The 16,375-nt window shown below is 47.0% G+C and carries 12 protein-coding genes; 8 read left to right on the forward strand and 4 right to left on the reverse strand.

Annotation, left to right across the window (positions count from 1 at the left end):
• Positions 1-12: 12 nt before the first annotated feature.
• Positions 13-1,659, forward strand: a complete 1,647-nt coding sequence (gene groL / locus ACOMHB_RS06910) for a chaperonin GroEL (RefSeq protein WP_422132594.1) — start codon at positions 13-15, stop codon at positions 1,657-1,659.
• Between the two features lie 330 nt (positions 1,660-1,989).
• Positions 1,990-2,148 (forward strand): hypothetical protein, encoded by a 159-nt coding sequence (locus ACOMHB_RS06915; RefSeq protein ID WP_448216032.1) that lies wholly within the window; start codon positions 1,990-1,992, stop codon positions 2,146-2,148.
• Here the strand turns inward: ACOMHB_RS06915 and ACOMHB_RS06920 are convergent.
• Entirely contained in the window at positions 2,135-2,482 is a 348-nt protein-coding gene (locus tag ACOMHB_RS06920) for a hypothetical protein (protein WP_448216033.1), read from the reverse strand. The genes ACOMHB_RS06915 and ACOMHB_RS06920 overlap by 14 nt on opposite strands.
• Between ACOMHB_RS06920 and ACOMHB_RS06925 the strand changes: the two genes are divergently transcribed.
• Positions 2,481-3,002, forward strand: a complete 522-nt coding sequence (locus ACOMHB_RS06925; RefSeq protein ID WP_448216034.1) for a hypothetical protein — start codon at positions 2,481-2,483, stop codon at positions 3,000-3,002. The genes ACOMHB_RS06920 and ACOMHB_RS06925 overlap by 2 nt on opposite strands.
• Positions 3,003-3,273: 271 nt before the next feature.
• Here the strand turns inward: ACOMHB_RS06925 and ACOMHB_RS06930 are convergent, their stop codons facing one another.
• The gene (locus tag ACOMHB_RS06930) at positions 3,274-4,698 is read right to left on the reverse strand and encodes a hypothetical protein (RefSeq protein ID WP_448216035.1); all 1,425 of its coding nucleotides are present in this window, start codon (positions 4,696-4,698) and stop codon (positions 3,274-3,276) included.
• Between the two features lie 293 nt (positions 4,699-4,991).
• On the opposite strand from ACOMHB_RS06930, the gene ACOMHB_RS06935 reads away from it, so the two are divergent.
• Entirely contained in the window at positions 4,992-6,794 is a 1,803-nt protein-coding gene (locus ACOMHB_RS06935) for an F-box/WD repeat-containing protein (RefSeq protein ID WP_448216036.1), read from the forward strand.
• A 29-nt stretch (positions 6,795-6,823) separates the two neighbouring features.
• On the opposite strand, the gene ACOMHB_RS06940 is transcribed toward ACOMHB_RS06935, so the two are convergent.
• The gene (locus ACOMHB_RS06940) at positions 6,824-7,984 is read right to left on the reverse strand and encodes a JmjC domain-containing protein (RefSeq protein WP_448216037.1); all 1,161 of its coding nucleotides are present in this window, start codon (positions 7,982-7,984) and stop codon (positions 6,824-6,826) included.
• A 159-nt stretch (positions 7,985-8,143) separates the two neighbouring features.
• Here ACOMHB_RS06940 and ACOMHB_RS06945 point away from each other — a divergent pair, with 159 nt between their 5' ends.
• A complete protein-coding gene (locus tag ACOMHB_RS06945; RefSeq protein ID WP_422132602.1) occupies positions 8,144-8,779 on the forward strand; it encodes a glutathione S-transferase family protein in 636 nt (211 codons plus the stop codon).
• Between the two features lie 376 nt (positions 8,780-9,155).
• Here the strand turns inward: ACOMHB_RS06945 and ACOMHB_RS06950 are convergent, their stop codons facing one another.
• Positions 9,156-10,169: an IS110 family RNA-guided transposase gene (locus tag ACOMHB_RS06950; RefSeq protein ID WP_448215063.1), complete on the reverse strand. Its 1,014-nt coding sequence runs from the start codon at positions 10,167-10,169 to the stop codon at positions 9,156-9,158.
• Between the two features lie 356 nt (positions 10,170-10,525).
• Here ACOMHB_RS06950 and ACOMHB_RS06955 point away from each other — a divergent pair, with 356 nt between their 5' ends.
• The 3 genes from ACOMHB_RS06955 (at position 10,526) to ACOMHB_RS06965 (ending at position 16,346) form a co-directional block, all read left to right on the forward strand.
• Positions 10,526-12,043 carry an IS1182 family transposase gene (locus ACOMHB_RS06955; RefSeq protein WP_448216038.1) on the forward strand — a complete coding sequence of 506 codons (1,518 nt, stop codon included), beginning with the start codon at positions 10,526-10,528 and terminating at the stop codon, positions 12,041-12,043.
• Between the two features lie 424 nt (positions 12,044-12,467).
• Complete coding sequence (locus ACOMHB_RS06960; RefSeq protein WP_448216039.1) at positions 12,468-14,273, forward strand: F-box/WD repeat-containing protein; 1,806 nt, start codon at positions 12,468-12,470, stop codon at positions 14,271-14,273.
• A 219-nt stretch (positions 14,274-14,492) separates the two neighbouring features.
• Positions 14,493-16,346 carry an F-box/WD repeat-containing protein gene (locus tag ACOMHB_RS06965; protein WP_448216040.1) on the forward strand — a complete coding sequence of 618 codons (1,854 nt, stop codon included), beginning with the start codon at positions 14,493-14,495 and terminating at the stop codon, positions 16,344-16,346.
• Positions 16,347-16,375 lie beyond the last annotated feature (29 nt).

Genomic DNA, 16,375 nt, shown 5'->3' on the forward strand with positions numbered 1-16,375 from the left:
GGATTACCCATCATGGCAGCAAAACAGGTTAAGTTCGGCGACGAAGCTCGCAAACAAATGCTGGAAGGCGTCAACATTCTGGCCGACGCTGTAAAAGCGACTTTGGGTCCAAAAGGCCGTAACGTTCTGCTGGAAAAGTCTTTCGGCGCTCCAACCATCACTAAAGATGGTGTATCTGTAGCCAAGGAAATCGAGCTGGCTGACAAATTCCAGAACATGGGTGCTCAGCTGGTTAAGGAAGTCGCATCCCAGGCCAACGACCAGGCGGGTGATGGTACGACCACTGCAACTGTACTGGCGCAGTCTATTCTGAACGAAGGTCTGAAGTACGTAGCTGCCGGCATGAATCCAATGGATCTCAAGCGTGGCATCGACAAGGCGGTAGCGGCTGTTGTTGAACAACTGAAAGCTATGGCCACACCTTGCGAAGACAGCAAGTCCATCGCTCAGGTAGGCACTATCTCCGCTAACTCCGATGAGCTGGTGGGTCAGATCATCGCTGAAGCCATGGAGAAAGTAGGCAAGGAAGGTGTTATCACCGTTGAAGAAGGTTCCGGTCTGGAAAATGAACTGGACGTAGTAGAAGGTATGCAGTTCGATCGTGGCTACCTCTCTCCTTACTTCATCAACAACCAGGAAAGCATGTCTGCTGAACTGGAAAATCCTTTCATCCTGCTGGTTGACAAAAAGATCTCCAACATTCGTGATCTGCTGCCAGTACTGGAAAACGTAGCCAAAGCTGGCAAGCCTCTGCTGATCATCGCTGAAGATGTTGAAGGCGAAGCTCTGGCCACTCTGGTTGTAAATAACATGCGTGGCATTGTTAAGGTAGCTGCTGTTAAAGCGCCTGGCTTCGGTGACCGTCGCAAAGCCATGCTGCAGGACATAGCGATCCTGACCGGTGGTACTGTTATTTCTGAAGAGGTGGGTCTGTCTCTGGAAGCCGCTTCTCTGGAAGACCTGGGTTCTGCCAAGCGTATAGCCATCACCAAGGAAGACACCACCCTTGTTGATGGTGCTGGCAACCAGGCTGATATCATTTCCCGTGTTGAGCAGATCCGTGCCGAGATCGAAAACTCCTCCTCCGACTACGACAAGGAAAAACTGCAAGAGCGTGTTGCCAAGCTGGCTGGCGGTGTTGCTGTGGTCAAGGTTGGCGCTGCGACCGAAGTGGAAATGAAAGAGAAAAAGGCTCGTGTAGAAGACGCTCTGCACGCTACCCGCGCAGCCGTGGAAGAAGGCGTAGTAGCTGGTGGTGGTGTTGCTCTGGTTCGCGCGCTCTCCAAGATCTCTGTTGAAACGGCGAATGCTGAGCAGAAAGCCGGTGTTGAGCTGATTCTGCGCGCTCTTGAAGGTCCAATCCGTCAGATTGCTTCCAACTCCGGTGATGAAGCTTCTGTTGTTGTTGATAAGGTTAAATCCGGCGAAGGCAACTTCGGTTACAATGCTGCTACCGGCGAGTACGGCGACATGATCGAAATGGGTATTCTGGACCCTGCTAAAGTAACCCGTTCTGCCCTGCAGGCGGCTGCTTCTGTTGCAGGTCTGATGATCACTACTGAAGCCATGGTTGCTGATGAGCCCGCTGACGCTGCTGCTCCTGCTATGCCTGACATGGGCGGCATGGGTGGTATGGGCGGTATGGGTGGCATGATGTAGTCATCCTCCCGAAGCTCTGCTTCTCCCAAAAGGCTGCTTCTGTTTCAGGAGTGGCCTTTTTTGATGATCATATTCCCCATCGTTTGCGGTGATCTGCTTGCAGAAATCACTTCATACCGACTCCATTGTTGCTGACAAAGTGCTCCTCAAGCTCGAATCTAAGGGTGAAAAAAAAAGTTGATATGAAGGAACCTTTTAGAACTTTCAGAATCAAACATTATATGGACAACAGACATTGACCCTTAAGGAGAGTTTCCAACTCAACCAGGAATGAACTTTGCCGATGACTCTGGTCATGGCGATTAACAGGAAAGGAGCAGCATATGAGCAGTGGCATGGAAATTACAGGAAGTGGTAGGCGTCTTCAAATACCGACTGGAAGTCCTGGCGGCAGCGACCCCTTATCAAATGACGGGAATTCATCAACTCATAATATCAGTGGTCCTGTTAATCCTGAGCGACAGCTCGGGCAGCTTCAGCCAAAAATGACGCCTGATACGCCTTTAAGCGAAAGAAGAATAGATCCTTCAAGCCCCGAAAATATACTGGGGCTGAGGCCCGGTGAAGAACCACCGGAACAACCGGAACAACCGGAACAACCGGCACCACCGGCACCACCTGTACCACCTGTACCACCGGCACCACCTGTACCACCGGCGCCACCGGCACCACCGGCACCACCAACGGTACCACCGGCACCACCGGCACCACCGGTACCACCAGTACCACCTGTACCACCGGCACCACCGGCACCACCGGCACCACCGGCACCCGAGACTCCCGAAGAAAAAGCCTTCAGGGAGTTCAGAGAGCTTGAAACCATGACTAAGGATCAACTCATTGCCAGGCAGAAGGAGAAGCTGAATGAAGCAGCTCCGATCTCCAATCGCTATGAGGAGTTTTCCTTATTAAATCGAGCCAAGGGGGCTCTGGATAATCCAAAGAATGCTCCAAAAGATCTCAAAGTGACCATTGCCTTTCCAGGTGAGGAGCCCGTTACCCTCATTCCATGGGACGACCAGCTTACGGAGCGAGCTGATTTTCATAAACTTTGGGATACCGCTAGAAAGGTGCTGGCAGAACATGAGATTGCAAACTTTGCCAATTACAATTCTGAACATGAAAATGAAAAATTGGAAATCATTAAAAACAGTATCAAAGTGATCGCTGATAAACTGGGCGACAACACTCATCAGGAAGGTGAGTACGATTACGATAACGATTGGGAAAAGCATTGGAAGGAAGTACGCCATAAGCCTGTGAGACTGGAGGCTTTTGAAGGTTTGAACCGCTCCAATAGCCCCGTAGTAATTACCGAAGGTCCGCCTGAGTCAGCCCAGTAAAGGCCGGAAAGAATGTCAAACAGCAGGAAAGATAAAAGGGAAGCATGGCTTCCCTTCTTTTCTAGCAGCCTGTCGGACTTAAGCGTCCGTAGCGAGGATTGCAAGAAATTGAGGATAAAAATCTCTGTTTCTGAGGAGAATAGCGAGCTATTTGACGAAGAAACAGGGATTTTTAGACCAATTTATTGCAACCGCACGACTGCATGGATGCAGGAGCTAGAGCAACGCAGGAGCAGTTGCCGTGTAGGACAGTCTTAAGTCCGACAGGCTGCTAGTCCTTCAAAATGTTCTTAGTACAGGCTGTGCAAAAAACAGAGCGTATGAAGTTTTCTGATATTGTTTTATCTTCCAGTGATCCTGAACAAATCAAACATTCCTGACGTCCTTCTGTGGCTCCCTCAATTGCTCCTGCTTCCAGCGTTGTTCCATTGTTGGAACCTTGATTTTCTGAACGCCAGCCAGAATCAAAATTACGGGAAGAACCGGTATCCTGGAGAGAATGGTCCGACAGATTGCCGGGAATGCCTGAATGTGAATAGATTTCTTTAGCTAATAAACGCGAGGGTGTGAAGTTAATGTCAAGACCCAGAATATTGTATGCAAACTCTCGCATGCCTTGATAGCTATGCGAAAACTCGGGTACAGAAGCAAAGGGTCCTTGGCGTAGGAGCGAAATAGCATTGAAGCAGTTGCCCAAAATTCCAGTGGGCATGAATTTTTTCAACAGTGCTTCCAGCGTCTCTGGCCAGCTCCAATGAAAATTCGTGCACATTGTAGAAGCTCTTGCCATAGTGCATAGCCCGATTAAAAGTGCTGTTTCAGTGTCCAGGTTTGCTGCTTTGAGCTGATTGGCAAAGCCTTGCGCAGAATAATATTCGCTGATATTGCCAGACAGCAGTGAATTGGAAAATGCCGGATAGTAGCTGTTTCGGGTGAGACGTCTAATCAGAACATCAGAATGATGTAAGAAGGTATTCATGGTAAGAACATAAGGACCAAGAAAAGTAAAATACATCAGGGCTAAACTGTTATCAATATTGATATGATGAGACAGGAATTCTGGTGAATCTGGATTGAAAATAGTGTAATAGGGGTTAGTCCCGTCAGCGTTGGTTTGATTATAAAACAATGGATCAAAAAGGCTTTTTGCCATTGCCTGTATTAGCTCCTGATCTTCCGGGCTGTTTTCCGTGGTCGTATTTACAGTGAATATACGAAATATAAGCCTTAGTATTTTCTGAATGCGCCCATGCCGATGTTGAGAATCCCCAATGTTGACATAGTTAAAGTAAAAGCTTGACAGATTTCTAAAGTCTTGCTCATTAAGCAAAAAATCATTATGTATTTCCAGTCGATCATCTCCAGATACATCGTCAGCCGTTAAATTCAGTCTGAAAAAGCCAATACGAATATTTTCAAAGGGACTCACGATCGAATTATCTGCGCCCTCTTGTTGTTCTTTCGAAGGCGGATTCCAGCTCTTTTTAAAATACTGGCGAAACTCTTCAAGGCCATAGGTATCTTTTGCCAGCCCCTGCTGAAAGAAGCAAAAAAACACCGAAAACAAAAGCACCTTAAAGGTGCGCGCCAAGATCATGACTTTGCCTTCATTAGCTAAAACAACCTCACTAGAATAGTTACAAACAAGTCTGCCGTTGGTTTTTTTTCTGTAAAGCTTGAATCCAGCATCTATCAAACACCGAGAAATGCAGCACTTGACAGGATATACCTAGCAGAGAAACTAGCTTCAACTTTTCTTGGTTTGATACGTGGAAAATGAAAACTCTAAGTTTTACCGATCCAGGGAGCTTTAAATGATTGAAGTCATTCTGAGTATGCTGAAAGACAGAAACTTTGTCAGTTGCGCTTAAAAACATATTATGAACTTTTATTTTAAAAGCGTGTCGAACTTACAGCGTCAATTTCGAATGTCTTTTCTAATTGACTTTTTCTAATTGAGGATAAATACGAGGTGTGGAGCAACCACCCATGGATCGAATAAATAACAACTCTGATATTTCTCTCTCAACAACGCCTGAGCAATCTATATCGGCCCGATTACCAACGGGTCTGGGTGTCAGTGCAGGCAGGAAAATTACTGTAGCGGACAAGGATGAACGTTCACTACTCAATTTGCCCAGCCTGACACAATTGAAAATTATTGGCTGTTTGAGACTTAAAGATATTGCCCGTTTAAAGCAGGTGTGCAGCTACTTTCGTGAGCTTATTAAAGGAGAAGATATTCTGGCAAAGGCCTGGTATCGCCGCTTTTCTTCAACTCATCAGTCGTTACTAAAGACAGTTATCTCCGCAAAAAATGATGAACAACTCAGCCGTTGGGTGGGGCATTTTACGAATAATCAAGTGTTAACCCGATCACTTATAAAACACCGAAAGAATGCTTATTTTCCTGCTCTGGTCTTTTTCAACAACACTGATTTAATGTCGCAATGCAAAACGTTCAGTTTAGAGACGAAAGCGACTATTTCCCATAGACGCCCTATCAGATCGGCCACTTTCAGTACCGATGGCCTCCACCTGGTAACTGCCAGTGATGATGGCACGGCAAAAATCTATGACCAGGAGGACAATGGAAAATGGCAAGAAAAAGCCATCATTTCCCATGATGACAGGGTCAGATCAGCCACCTTCAGCGACGATGGCCGACAAGTGGTGACCATCAGTGACAATGAAACCGCAAAAATCATCGTTTGCGAGGCTAATGGAAGATGGGAAGAAAAAGCCATCGTTCACCATGATGACTACATCACCGCAGCTAACTTTAGCCCTAACGGCTGCCATCTGATCACCCATGACGACTACATAGCAAAAATCTATGGTCATGATGACGATGGATTATGGGAAGAAAAAGCCATCATTGTCCATGGTTGCGTTATTAATTCAGCCTCCTTCAGTGCCGATGGACACCATGTGGTGACTGCCAGCGACGATAACACAGCGAAAATCTATAGTCTGGAGTCCGATGGATTATGGATAGAAAAAGCCAGAATTACTCATGACGACATTGTCGTCTCAGCTACTTTAAGCGCCGATAGTCGCCATGTGCTGACCGCCAGTTATGATGGCACTGCGAAAATCTACGGCCGGGAGGCGGGCGGAACATGGGAAGAACAAGCCACCATTTTCCATGAAGAAGGTATCGATATAGCCACCATTAGCGCCGATGGACACCACCTGGTTACCGTCAGTCACAATTACAGTGTGAAAATCCACGGCTATGAGGACGATGGAACATGGAAAGAAAAAGTCACTATTATCAATAGTGATGTGGTCAAAACAGCCTCTTTCAGCCCCGATGACTGCCATCTTTTGATCACCCGTGAAGATGGCGTGGCTATAATCTATGGCCATAAGGCGGGTGCGGGTGGTTTATGGGAAGAAAAAGCCATTTTGTACCATGGTGGCTATGGCCACGCCAATTTCACCTTCAGCGCTGATAGCCGTCATATGGTTACTGCCACTCACGATTGCAGGGTGATAATTTATGGCCTTGATGACGATGGATTGTGGAAAATAAAATCAGAAATTCGTCATAATCGTCCGGTCAGTTCAGTCACCTTCAGTGCCGATGGCCGCCATCTGGTGACTCCCAGTAAAGATAACACGGCGAAAATTATTGGCCAGGCAACTGATGGATCATGGGTAGAAAAAGCCACTATTTCCCATTGGGATTGGGTCATATCAGCCACCTTCAGCAACGACGTCAGCCATCTGGTTACCGTCGGTGGCGATCACAAGGTGAATATCATTCAACTACAGATGCATGATTGATGGTTTGCTTTTACCCTTATTCATCAGTCCTATGCACTTTCCTCAAAGAGCGGGTAGATCGAGCCTGAGTTAATCAAGCCGAGTAGCAGCTCCCGTGTTTCATTATCTACGACAGAGCACCAATGATCGGATGCAAGTTGAGAGTTCTGACACAACTGTTGAGCCAGGTTCGTTGCGCTTGCAGAGTGACATACATAGGCGACACCATCAGCAAACAGTGTCAGGGAATTTCTTTCTTCCCTGAAAGCGAGCCTTGAGCCCTCATTAAGCACCAGATCAACTCCTGCAGCCTCTTCCTTAAAGGTTTCCCAATTTTGCCAGGGCTCTTCGACAGGCTGCTCGTGTTTGGGTTGAGTCATCATCTCTCCAAACCAGTCTGCCAGCATTGTACGATCTTCTATATGCTCTTTCAGGATTGTCTGCAGACGATCCAGGGCTTTTTCATCAATCTCGCCTTTGCGTTCGGGCAAAGTCTGGTCGGGGTCTGAATAGCGAAGACTTTCTGACAGCTGATCGGCGATAAAGTCAGTAAACTGTATTAGAATTTCGCGATGACTGGGAGCCCGGAAGCCTACTGAAATAGTCATGCATTCGCCTTCGGCAGCGCCATGATGACCGACACCGGGTGGCAGATAGAGTATATCACCCGGTTCAAGGACATAATCTTCCTGAACTTCAAACTCTGACAGGATATGAAGGTCAGTGTTTTCCAGTTTTGGTGAGCTGGCATCGTAGACCGGGCCGACTTGCCAGCGCCTTTTGCCTTCGGCCTGAATCAGGAAAACATCAAAATGATCGTAGTGAGGACCCACTGAACCCCCATCGGTTGCATAGCTGATCATGATGTCTTCAAGGCGCCAGGAGGGTAGAAAGTCAAAGTAATCCAGCAGCGAGTGAACATCGGGAACCCAGTGATCCACAGCCTGAACCAGAAGTGTCCAGTGACTGGGAGGCAGACAGGTAAAGTCAGATTCACTAAAAGGTCCTCGTCTCAGTTCCCACGGAGTTTCTCCCTTCTCCAGAACAATGCGGGACTCAACTTCTTCTTCCAGAGCCAGACCCGCCAGCTCATCGGCTGAGAGAGGCGACTGAAAATCCGCTATGGCCTGGCGAATCAGCAGGGGTTTCTTTTGCCAATAGCCCTGCAGGAAAGCCTCTGCAGAGAGGGGACCCAGAATAGACTGTCTCATTGAATTTCATCGGAATGTAAATAAACGACGCAAGGTTAGCATAAAGTGGTCTTATTAACAGACTTGGTTGTAGGATAAGGGGTTCTCAGTCGTCATAGTGATAGAACCATTTTCTTATCTTTAAGGAATGAAAATGATTCACAGTAAAGGAGAATTAGCATGAAAGTTTACGGAGCAATCCTTTCTCCCATGGTCCGAAAGGTTATAGCAGCCCTGGAAATGAAGGGACTGGATTTTGAGTTGGACCTCGTCATTCCATTTAATACCCCGGAGGGTTTTGAAAAAATCAGTCCACTGAAAAAAATTCCTGCCCTGCAGGATGGTGAAGTTACCCTGGCCGACTCCTCCATCATCTGTGAGTATCTGGAAGATCGCTATCCGGAAATTGCTTTGTATCCCACCGATCCGGCCCACAAAGCCAAAGCCCGCTGGTATGAGGAATACGCTGATACCGTTTTGATGAAAGTGATTGCTGAAGGTTTGTTCTTCGAACGGGTGGTGAAGCCAATGATGGGGATGGAAACGGACGAAGACAAAGTACAGCAAAACCTTAAAGACAACATGCCCAGGACACTGGCCTATCTGGAAAGTGTTGTTCCGGAACAAGGTTTTCTCTTGGGTGAATCGTTGATGATGGCTGATATTGGCATCGGTTCCTGTTTTATCAATGCCGGTTATGCCGGATTCGAACCTGACCCCTCAGAATATCCGGCCTTTGCCGCCTATCTCCATAGGGTCAAGGCGCATCCGGCTTTGCAGAAAAGAATGAAGGAAGATGCGAGGTTGTTGAATTAATCAAAAAAAACGGAAAATAATGTTGGATACTGGAAAACAGTTGTCATCCATTTCTGTTTAGAAGATCCAAACTCAGAAGGCTAGGAGCTTATATGGTCCGCCCCGTTTTGCAAGAGCCTGTTTTGTTAATTAGCAAACAAAGATAACTGCAATCATATATACGGCCTATTCATGAGGTCTAACCCTCTGGCCCTGATGGGTATCCGCGCAACCTGGCCTTATCAGTCCGACGGCCTCAAGGGTCAAGGCTCCTATCAGGTTTCAGGTTGCCGGTTTTTACCTGTTTGCCATCAACTGTACATGCTCATCGCAATCTGCGGGGGGGTCCCCTTTGATTAAGCTTATGCTTTACTTTGCCGCTGCCGCCTTTACTTCATTATGCAGCCTTGTAAACTTCATTTCGGGTCATGATGACCCAGACAATCCGAGCCATTTTATTAGCCAGACCAACGGCGGCAACGTTGTGATTGCTGCGCTCATTAAGTTGGCTAACCCATTTTTTACAGCGGTCATCCTTATTTTTGAGGCAGTGGAGTACCGAACGTGCGCCGTGTATCAATAATGTGCGCAGGTATTTATCACCCCGTTTACTGATGCCCAGCAGGACTGACTTACCGCCTGTGGAATGCTGTCTTGGAACTAATCCCATCCATGCGGCAAGGTGTCGACCAGATTTAAAATACGTCGCATCACCAATGGCTGCCTTCAATGCTGTGGCAGTGATGGCTCCGATACCCGGCATAGTCATCATTCGACGACATTCGTCGTCGTTTTTTGCTAGCTCCTGAATTTTCTGGTCATACTGTTGAATACGCTTGTCAAGACTGGCCAACTCTTCTGATAAACCATGTAGCAGCTCACGAGTCAGCGAATGGAGTCCATTTTCAGCATCTTCCAGAATTCGTGGAAGCTGTGCACGAACTTTACCAATACCCTGGGCAACTACAATACCTTCTTCCAATAGTGACCCCCGGATCTGGTTAACCAGGGCAGTTCTCTGATCAACCGCTTGTTGACGATAGCGGTGCAGAAGTTGCCAGGCCTGCTGCTCTGACGTTTTAACAGGTACAAAACGCATGCTGGGCCGTGAAGCTGCTTCTGCAATCGCTTCAGCATCGTTGTAGTCATTTTTGTTGGTCTTGACATAAGGCTTGACAAATTGAGGTGAAATCAGCTTGACAGTATGCTCATAGTTCTTGAATAACCGAGCCAAATAGTGAGCACCACCACAAGCTTCCATAGCGATAATGCATGGCTCCAGATTTGCCACGTACTCTAGAAGGTTCTTCCTGGACGACTTCTTTCTGATGACTTTGCTACCCTGCTCATCAACACCAAACAGGTGAAAGTTGTTCTTGCCAATATCGATACCAAGTACTGAAATAGTCATGGGTGGTTCGCTCCGGTTAATCCTGTTTAAATGGTTAACTCCATTTTGGCTCATTTGAAGCCGTTTAGGAGGGGCGGACCATCCCATTAGTCCGAGAATAGACTGCCCTACGCGGCAACTGCTCCTGCGTTGCTCTAGCTCCTGCATCCATGCAGTCGTGCGGCGGCAGCAAATTGGTCTGAAAATCCGCTTTTGTTCGTCAAATAGCTCGCTATTCTCCTCACAAAACCGAATTTTCATCCTCAATTTTCTGTCGTCCTCGCTACGGGCGCTATTCTCGGACAAGCTCCTAGGAGCCTGACCGAGAATAGGCTTATCTGTTATGATAAGCCTTAAACCAACTCCGATGATGCCAGATGTCACCACCACCAAAATTCAAGGACAGCCCTGTTGAGTTTGACCAGCATCTGCTGTTCCCAACCAACATTTTCGACCTGCTTCCCAAAGACCATGATTGTTTCGTTTATGAAAGCATTTTTCAGAACATCGATACGTCTGAGGTTGAAAAAAAATATCACCACCTTGGTCAGCACGCTTACCCTCCAAAGCTCATTGTCGCTATTCTGATCTACGCCTATAGCCATGGTGTTTTCAGCTCCCGTCAGATTGAGCGACGGTGTCGACAAGATCTGGCGTTCATGTATATCTCACAAATGAACTGCCCAAATTTCAGGGTTCTGGGAGATTTTCGTAAGGAAAATCTGTCGTTTTTTCATGACTGCTTCAAACAGTCCGTCAAACTGGCCATGGAGCTCAAAATGGCATCACTGGGCCATATCAGCCTGGATGGCTCCAAGTTCAAAGCCAACAGCTCAAAGCACAAGGCCATGACCTACGGAAGGCTCAAGGCTAAAGAGGCAGAACTCAGTGCAGAAGTGGATGAGCTGATCAAAAAAGCCAGTCAGTGCGACCAGGAAGAAGACGACGCCTACAAAGCAAGCAACGGCTACAGCATTCCTGAAGACCTCCAGTTTAAAGAGGAGCGTCTGAAAAAAATCAAAGCGGCCAAAGAAGCCCTTGAAGAACGCGAAAAAGCCCTGAACCCTGATGAGCCTATTGACGACAAAAGGCAGATAAGCTTTGCAGACCATGATGCCCGGATCATGAGCAAGAAAAGTTACTGTGAGTACAGCTACAATGCTCAAATCACCGTAGATGCTGATAATCAGATCATCGTCGGCCAGCACATCAGCCAGCAAGCCAATGATGTTCAGGAGGCAGAGCCTGCTTTGGAAGCACTGTCTGAGACAACCGATGGTGCTGTTGTGGATAAGGTGAGCATGGATAATGGTTATTTCTCAGGGCCAAACCTGCATGTGCTGGATAAGCATGAAATAGATGGCTACATAGCCACCGACAGAAAAGAGAAGCCAGCAGATACCCAGCTTAAGGACTCTGAGCGTAAGTTTGTCAAAGCAGATTTTGACTACGATGCAGAAATGGATGTGTTTATCTGTCCGGCTGGGGAGAAGCTGATAACTAACCCAGACAGCAAGGCCAAGAGGCAGAGTTACCGGGCGAACAAGGACGCATGCAGGAAGTGTGTTTACCGTTCACAATGCAGTGGCTCAAAAAAGGATGCTGGCAGGGTCATCCGCACAGACAAGTTTGAGCCCGCGCGGCAACGTATGAACAAGAAAATGGAGACAGCCAGTGCGAAAGCAATCTATGAGCGTCGTAAGGTCATTGCAGAGCCACCGTTTGGTCATATAAAAAACTCAGGGTTCAGGAGTTTTAGCCTTCGTGGTAAAGAGAAGGTAGAAGCAGAGTTCTCACTGGTATGCACGGCACACAATTTCAAAAAATTTGTGAAGGCCGCTTCAACGGGATCAATCCGTCTTGAGAATTTAAAAGGGGTTAAAAAAGCGGCATAAAGGCTGTGAAAAGGCCTAAATTTGCAAAAATGAGCAAAATTACACCAAAAATTGGATGTTTTTTGCTCATCCTGAAATTTTAGAGAGCCTCTGGGGATCTAGTTACGCCATTCTCGGTCAGGCTCCTAGTGGCGAAAATTATTGCTGCCGGTGGTAAAAAAGTAAGGCTGAGCTGCGTTATTGTTACCCGGCTGAAAAGCCTTACTCCAATCACGCCGAAGATGAGCGTGCGATCCTGGGTTATCAATTCAAGGGGTTTCCTCTAATTGACGCTATTCTGCTTTTGCTGAAAGACAGAAACTATTGTCAGTTTCACTTGAAAACCCGTAATGAACTTTTATTTCAACTCCGAGTCTAACCCGTGGCATCAATTTTAAATGTTCTTTTTAATTGAGGGTAAATGCTAACCATTGAGTAAGCGAGCATGAATGGAGTAAATAACGATTCAAATATTGTTGGTTCACTTTCACCAACACCTGATCAATCTACATCGATGCCAGAACCAACGGGTGTCAGCACCGGCAGGAAAATTACTGTATGTGACAAGGGTGAACTTTCGCTACTCAAGTTGCCCAGCTTGGTACAATTGAAAATTATTGGCTGTTTGAGACTTAAAGATATTGCCCGTTTAAAACAGGTGTGTACTTACTTTCGAGAGGTTATTAAAGAAGAAGACCTTCTGGCAAAGGCATGGTATCGCCGCTTTTCTTCAGCACACCAGTCTCTACTAAAGACAGTCGTCAGCGCAAAAAACGATGAACAACTCAGCGCTTGGCTGGGGCAGTTTACGAATAATCAAGTGTTAACCCAGTCACTTATAAAACGCCGAAAGAATGCTTATTTTCCTGCTCTGGTCTTTTTCAACAACACTGATTTAATGTCGCAACGCAAAATACTTAATTTAGAGGCTAAAGTCACTTTTTCCCATTGGATGGGTGTCAACTCGGCCACTTTCAGCAGCGATGGCCTCCACTTGGTGACTGCCAGTAATGATGGCACGGCGAGAATCTATGACCAGGAGGACAATGGATCATGGCAAGAAAAAGCCATCATTTCCCATTATGGCGCGGTCAGATCAGCTACCTTCAGTGACGATGGCCGCCACGTGGTGACCACCAGTGACGATAAAACCACAAAAATCTTCGGTTGGGAGGCTAATGGAAGATGGGAAGAAAAAGCTATCTTTCGTCATAATGACTGCATCAACTCGGCTAACTTCAGCCCTGATGGCCGCCATCTGATGATCACCAGTGACGACGACATTGCAAAAATCTATGGTCATGATGAGGATGGATTATGGGAAGAAAAAGTCATCATTTCCCATGATAACAAGATCGTTTCAGCCGTCTTTAGCTCCGACGGCCGTCTCGTGGTGACCGCCAGTTACGACCACAGGGCGAAAATCTACGGCTATGAGGATGATGGTTCATGGAAAGAAAAAGCCAGAATTACTCATGATGACTGTGTCATCTCGGCTAATTTAAGCGACGATGGTCGCCGTGTGCTGACCGCCAGTTGGGATGGCACTGCGAAAATATACGGCCAGGAGGCGGGTGGAACATGGCAAGAACAAGCCAACATTTACAATGAAGACGGTGTCATTTTAGCTACCATTAGCGCCGATGGATACCATGTGGTTACCGTCAGTAACGATTACAGTGTGAAAATCCATGGCTATGAGGACGATGGAATATGGAAAGAAAAAGTCACTATTTTTCATAGAGATGTGGTCAATACAGCCTCTTTCAGCCCCGATGGCTGCCATCTGGTCACCACCAGTGACGATGGCACGGCGATAATCTGTGGCCAGAAGGCGGGTGCGGGTGGATTGTGGGAAGAAAAAGCCATCATCGACCATGGCGGCTATGACTACGTCAATTCAGCCACCTTCAGCGCCGATAGCCGTCATATGGTTTCTGCCGGTTACGATGGCAGAGTGATGATTTATGGCCATGACGACGATGGTTTGTGGAAAAAAAAGTCCGAAATTGAACATGACGATCCGGTCACCTCAGCTACCTTCAGTGCCGATGGCCGCCATCTGGTGACTACCAGTTACGACAACATGGCGAAAATCATCGGCCAGGAAACTGATGAATCATGGGTAGAAAAAGCCGCGATTTACCAACGGGAGTCGGAAATATCAGCCACTTTCAGCAACGACGTTAGCCATCTGGTTACCGTCAGCTACCATGACAGGGTGCAAATCATTAAACTATTCATCGATTGATTGTTTGCTTGCTCGGTACTCCGGTCACCCCGAAGATGAGCGTGCGATCCGGGCTTATCCATCTGAGTGACGTTGCTCTGCGTGTGCTGAAAGACAGAAACTTTTGTTAGTTTCACTTAACAACCTGTTATGAACTTTTATTTCATCACCGATTCTAACCCATGGCATCAATTTTAAATGTTCTTTTTAATTGAGGGTAAATACCAGGAGTAACAGAGCATGAATGGAGTCAATAACAACTCCAATATTGTCGGTTCACTTTCGCCAAGACCTGATCAATCTACATCGATGCCAGCACCAAAGGGTGTCAGTACAGGCAGGAAAATTACTGTATGTGACGAGGATGAACTCTCACTAGTCAATTTGCCCAGCTTGGCACAATTGAAAATTATTGGCTGTTTGAAACTTAAAGATATTGCCCGTTTAAAACAGGTGTGTACCCACTTTCGAGAGGTTATTAAAGAAGAAGACATTCTGGCAAAGGCATGGTATCGCCGTTTTTCTTCTGCACACCAGTCCCTGCTAAAGACAGTCGTCACTGCAAAAAATGTTCAGCAACTCAGTGGTTGGCTGGGGCAGTTTACGAATAATCAGGCGTTAATCAAGTCACTCATTGAACGCCGAAACCATGCTTATTTTCCTGCGCTGCTCTTTTTCAACAACACTGATTTAATGTCGCAACGCAAAACGTTTAATTTAGAGACTAAAGTCACTATTTCCCATAGAAGCGATGTCAACTCGGCCACTTTCAGCACCGATGGCCTCCACTTGGTGACAGCCAGTTATGATGGCACGGCGAGAATCTACGACCAGGAGGACAATGGATCATGGCAAAAAAAAGCCATCATTTCCCATGATGACTTGGTCAGATCAGCCACCTTCAGCACCGATGGCCGCCACGTGATGACCATCGGTTGCGATCACAAGGTGAAAATCTATGGCCGTGATGACGATGGATCATGGCAAGCAAAAGCCATCATTTCCCATGATGCCCGTGTTGAATCAGCCACCTTCAGCACAGATGGTTGCTATTTGGTGACCGCCAGCCACGATGGCACGGCGAAAATCTATGGCCATGAGGACGATGGATCATGGAAAGAAAAAGCGATCATTTGCCATGGTGAATATGTTAATTCGGCCAACTTCAGCACCGATAGCCACCATGTCGTGACCACCGGTGACGATGGCACGGCGAAAATCTATGGCCATGAGGACGATGGATCATGGAAAGAAAAAGCGATCATTTCCCATCTTGAAGAGGTCCATTCAGCCAGCTTCAGCCCAGATGATCAGCATATAGTGACTGCCAGCAGCGACTACACACTGAAGATCCTTAGCAAGGAGGGCGATGGGTCATGGGTAGAGAAAGCCGCAATTTATCATGATAACTGGGCCTGCTCAGCTACCTTCAGCGCCGATAGTACCCACCTTGTGACCACCAGTTATGATTGCACGGCGAAAATCTGCAGCCTGAAGGAGGATGGAACATGGGAAGAAAAAGTAACCACTAGCCATTTTGAGTCTGACGTTTCAGCCACCTTCAGCTCCGATGGTCGCTATTTGCTGACCGCCAGTTACGATAACACGGTGACAATCTTTGCTCTTGAGGATGGAGTATGGAGAGAAAAAGTCGCTATTCCCCATGAAAGTGACCTCAGATCAGCCGCCTTAAGCGCCGATGGCCGCCACCTGGTAACCGCCAGTGAAGATGGCAAGGTGAAAATTTATGGTCGTGAGGACGATGGATCATGGAAAGAAAAAAACACTATTTCCCATGCTGACGATGTCAATTCAGCCACCTTCAGTTCCGATGGCCGCCATTTGGTGACTGCCAGCAAAGATTACACGGCGAAAATTATTGGCCAGGAGGCCGATGGATCATGGCTGGAAAAAGCCACTATTTCCCATAAGTATTGGGTCATGTCAGCCACCTTCAGTAATGACGGCGGCCATGTGGTTACCGTTGGTAGCGATCGCAAGGTAAAAATTACACAACTACTGATGCATGATTGTTTGCTTTCACTTTTATTCACCAGTCCCCCGCATCTTCATCAAAGATACAGCCTCGAGTAGCCGCTCCCATATTTTATTGTCCACGACAG

The organism is Endozoicomonas sp. 2B-B, assembly GCF_053470045.1.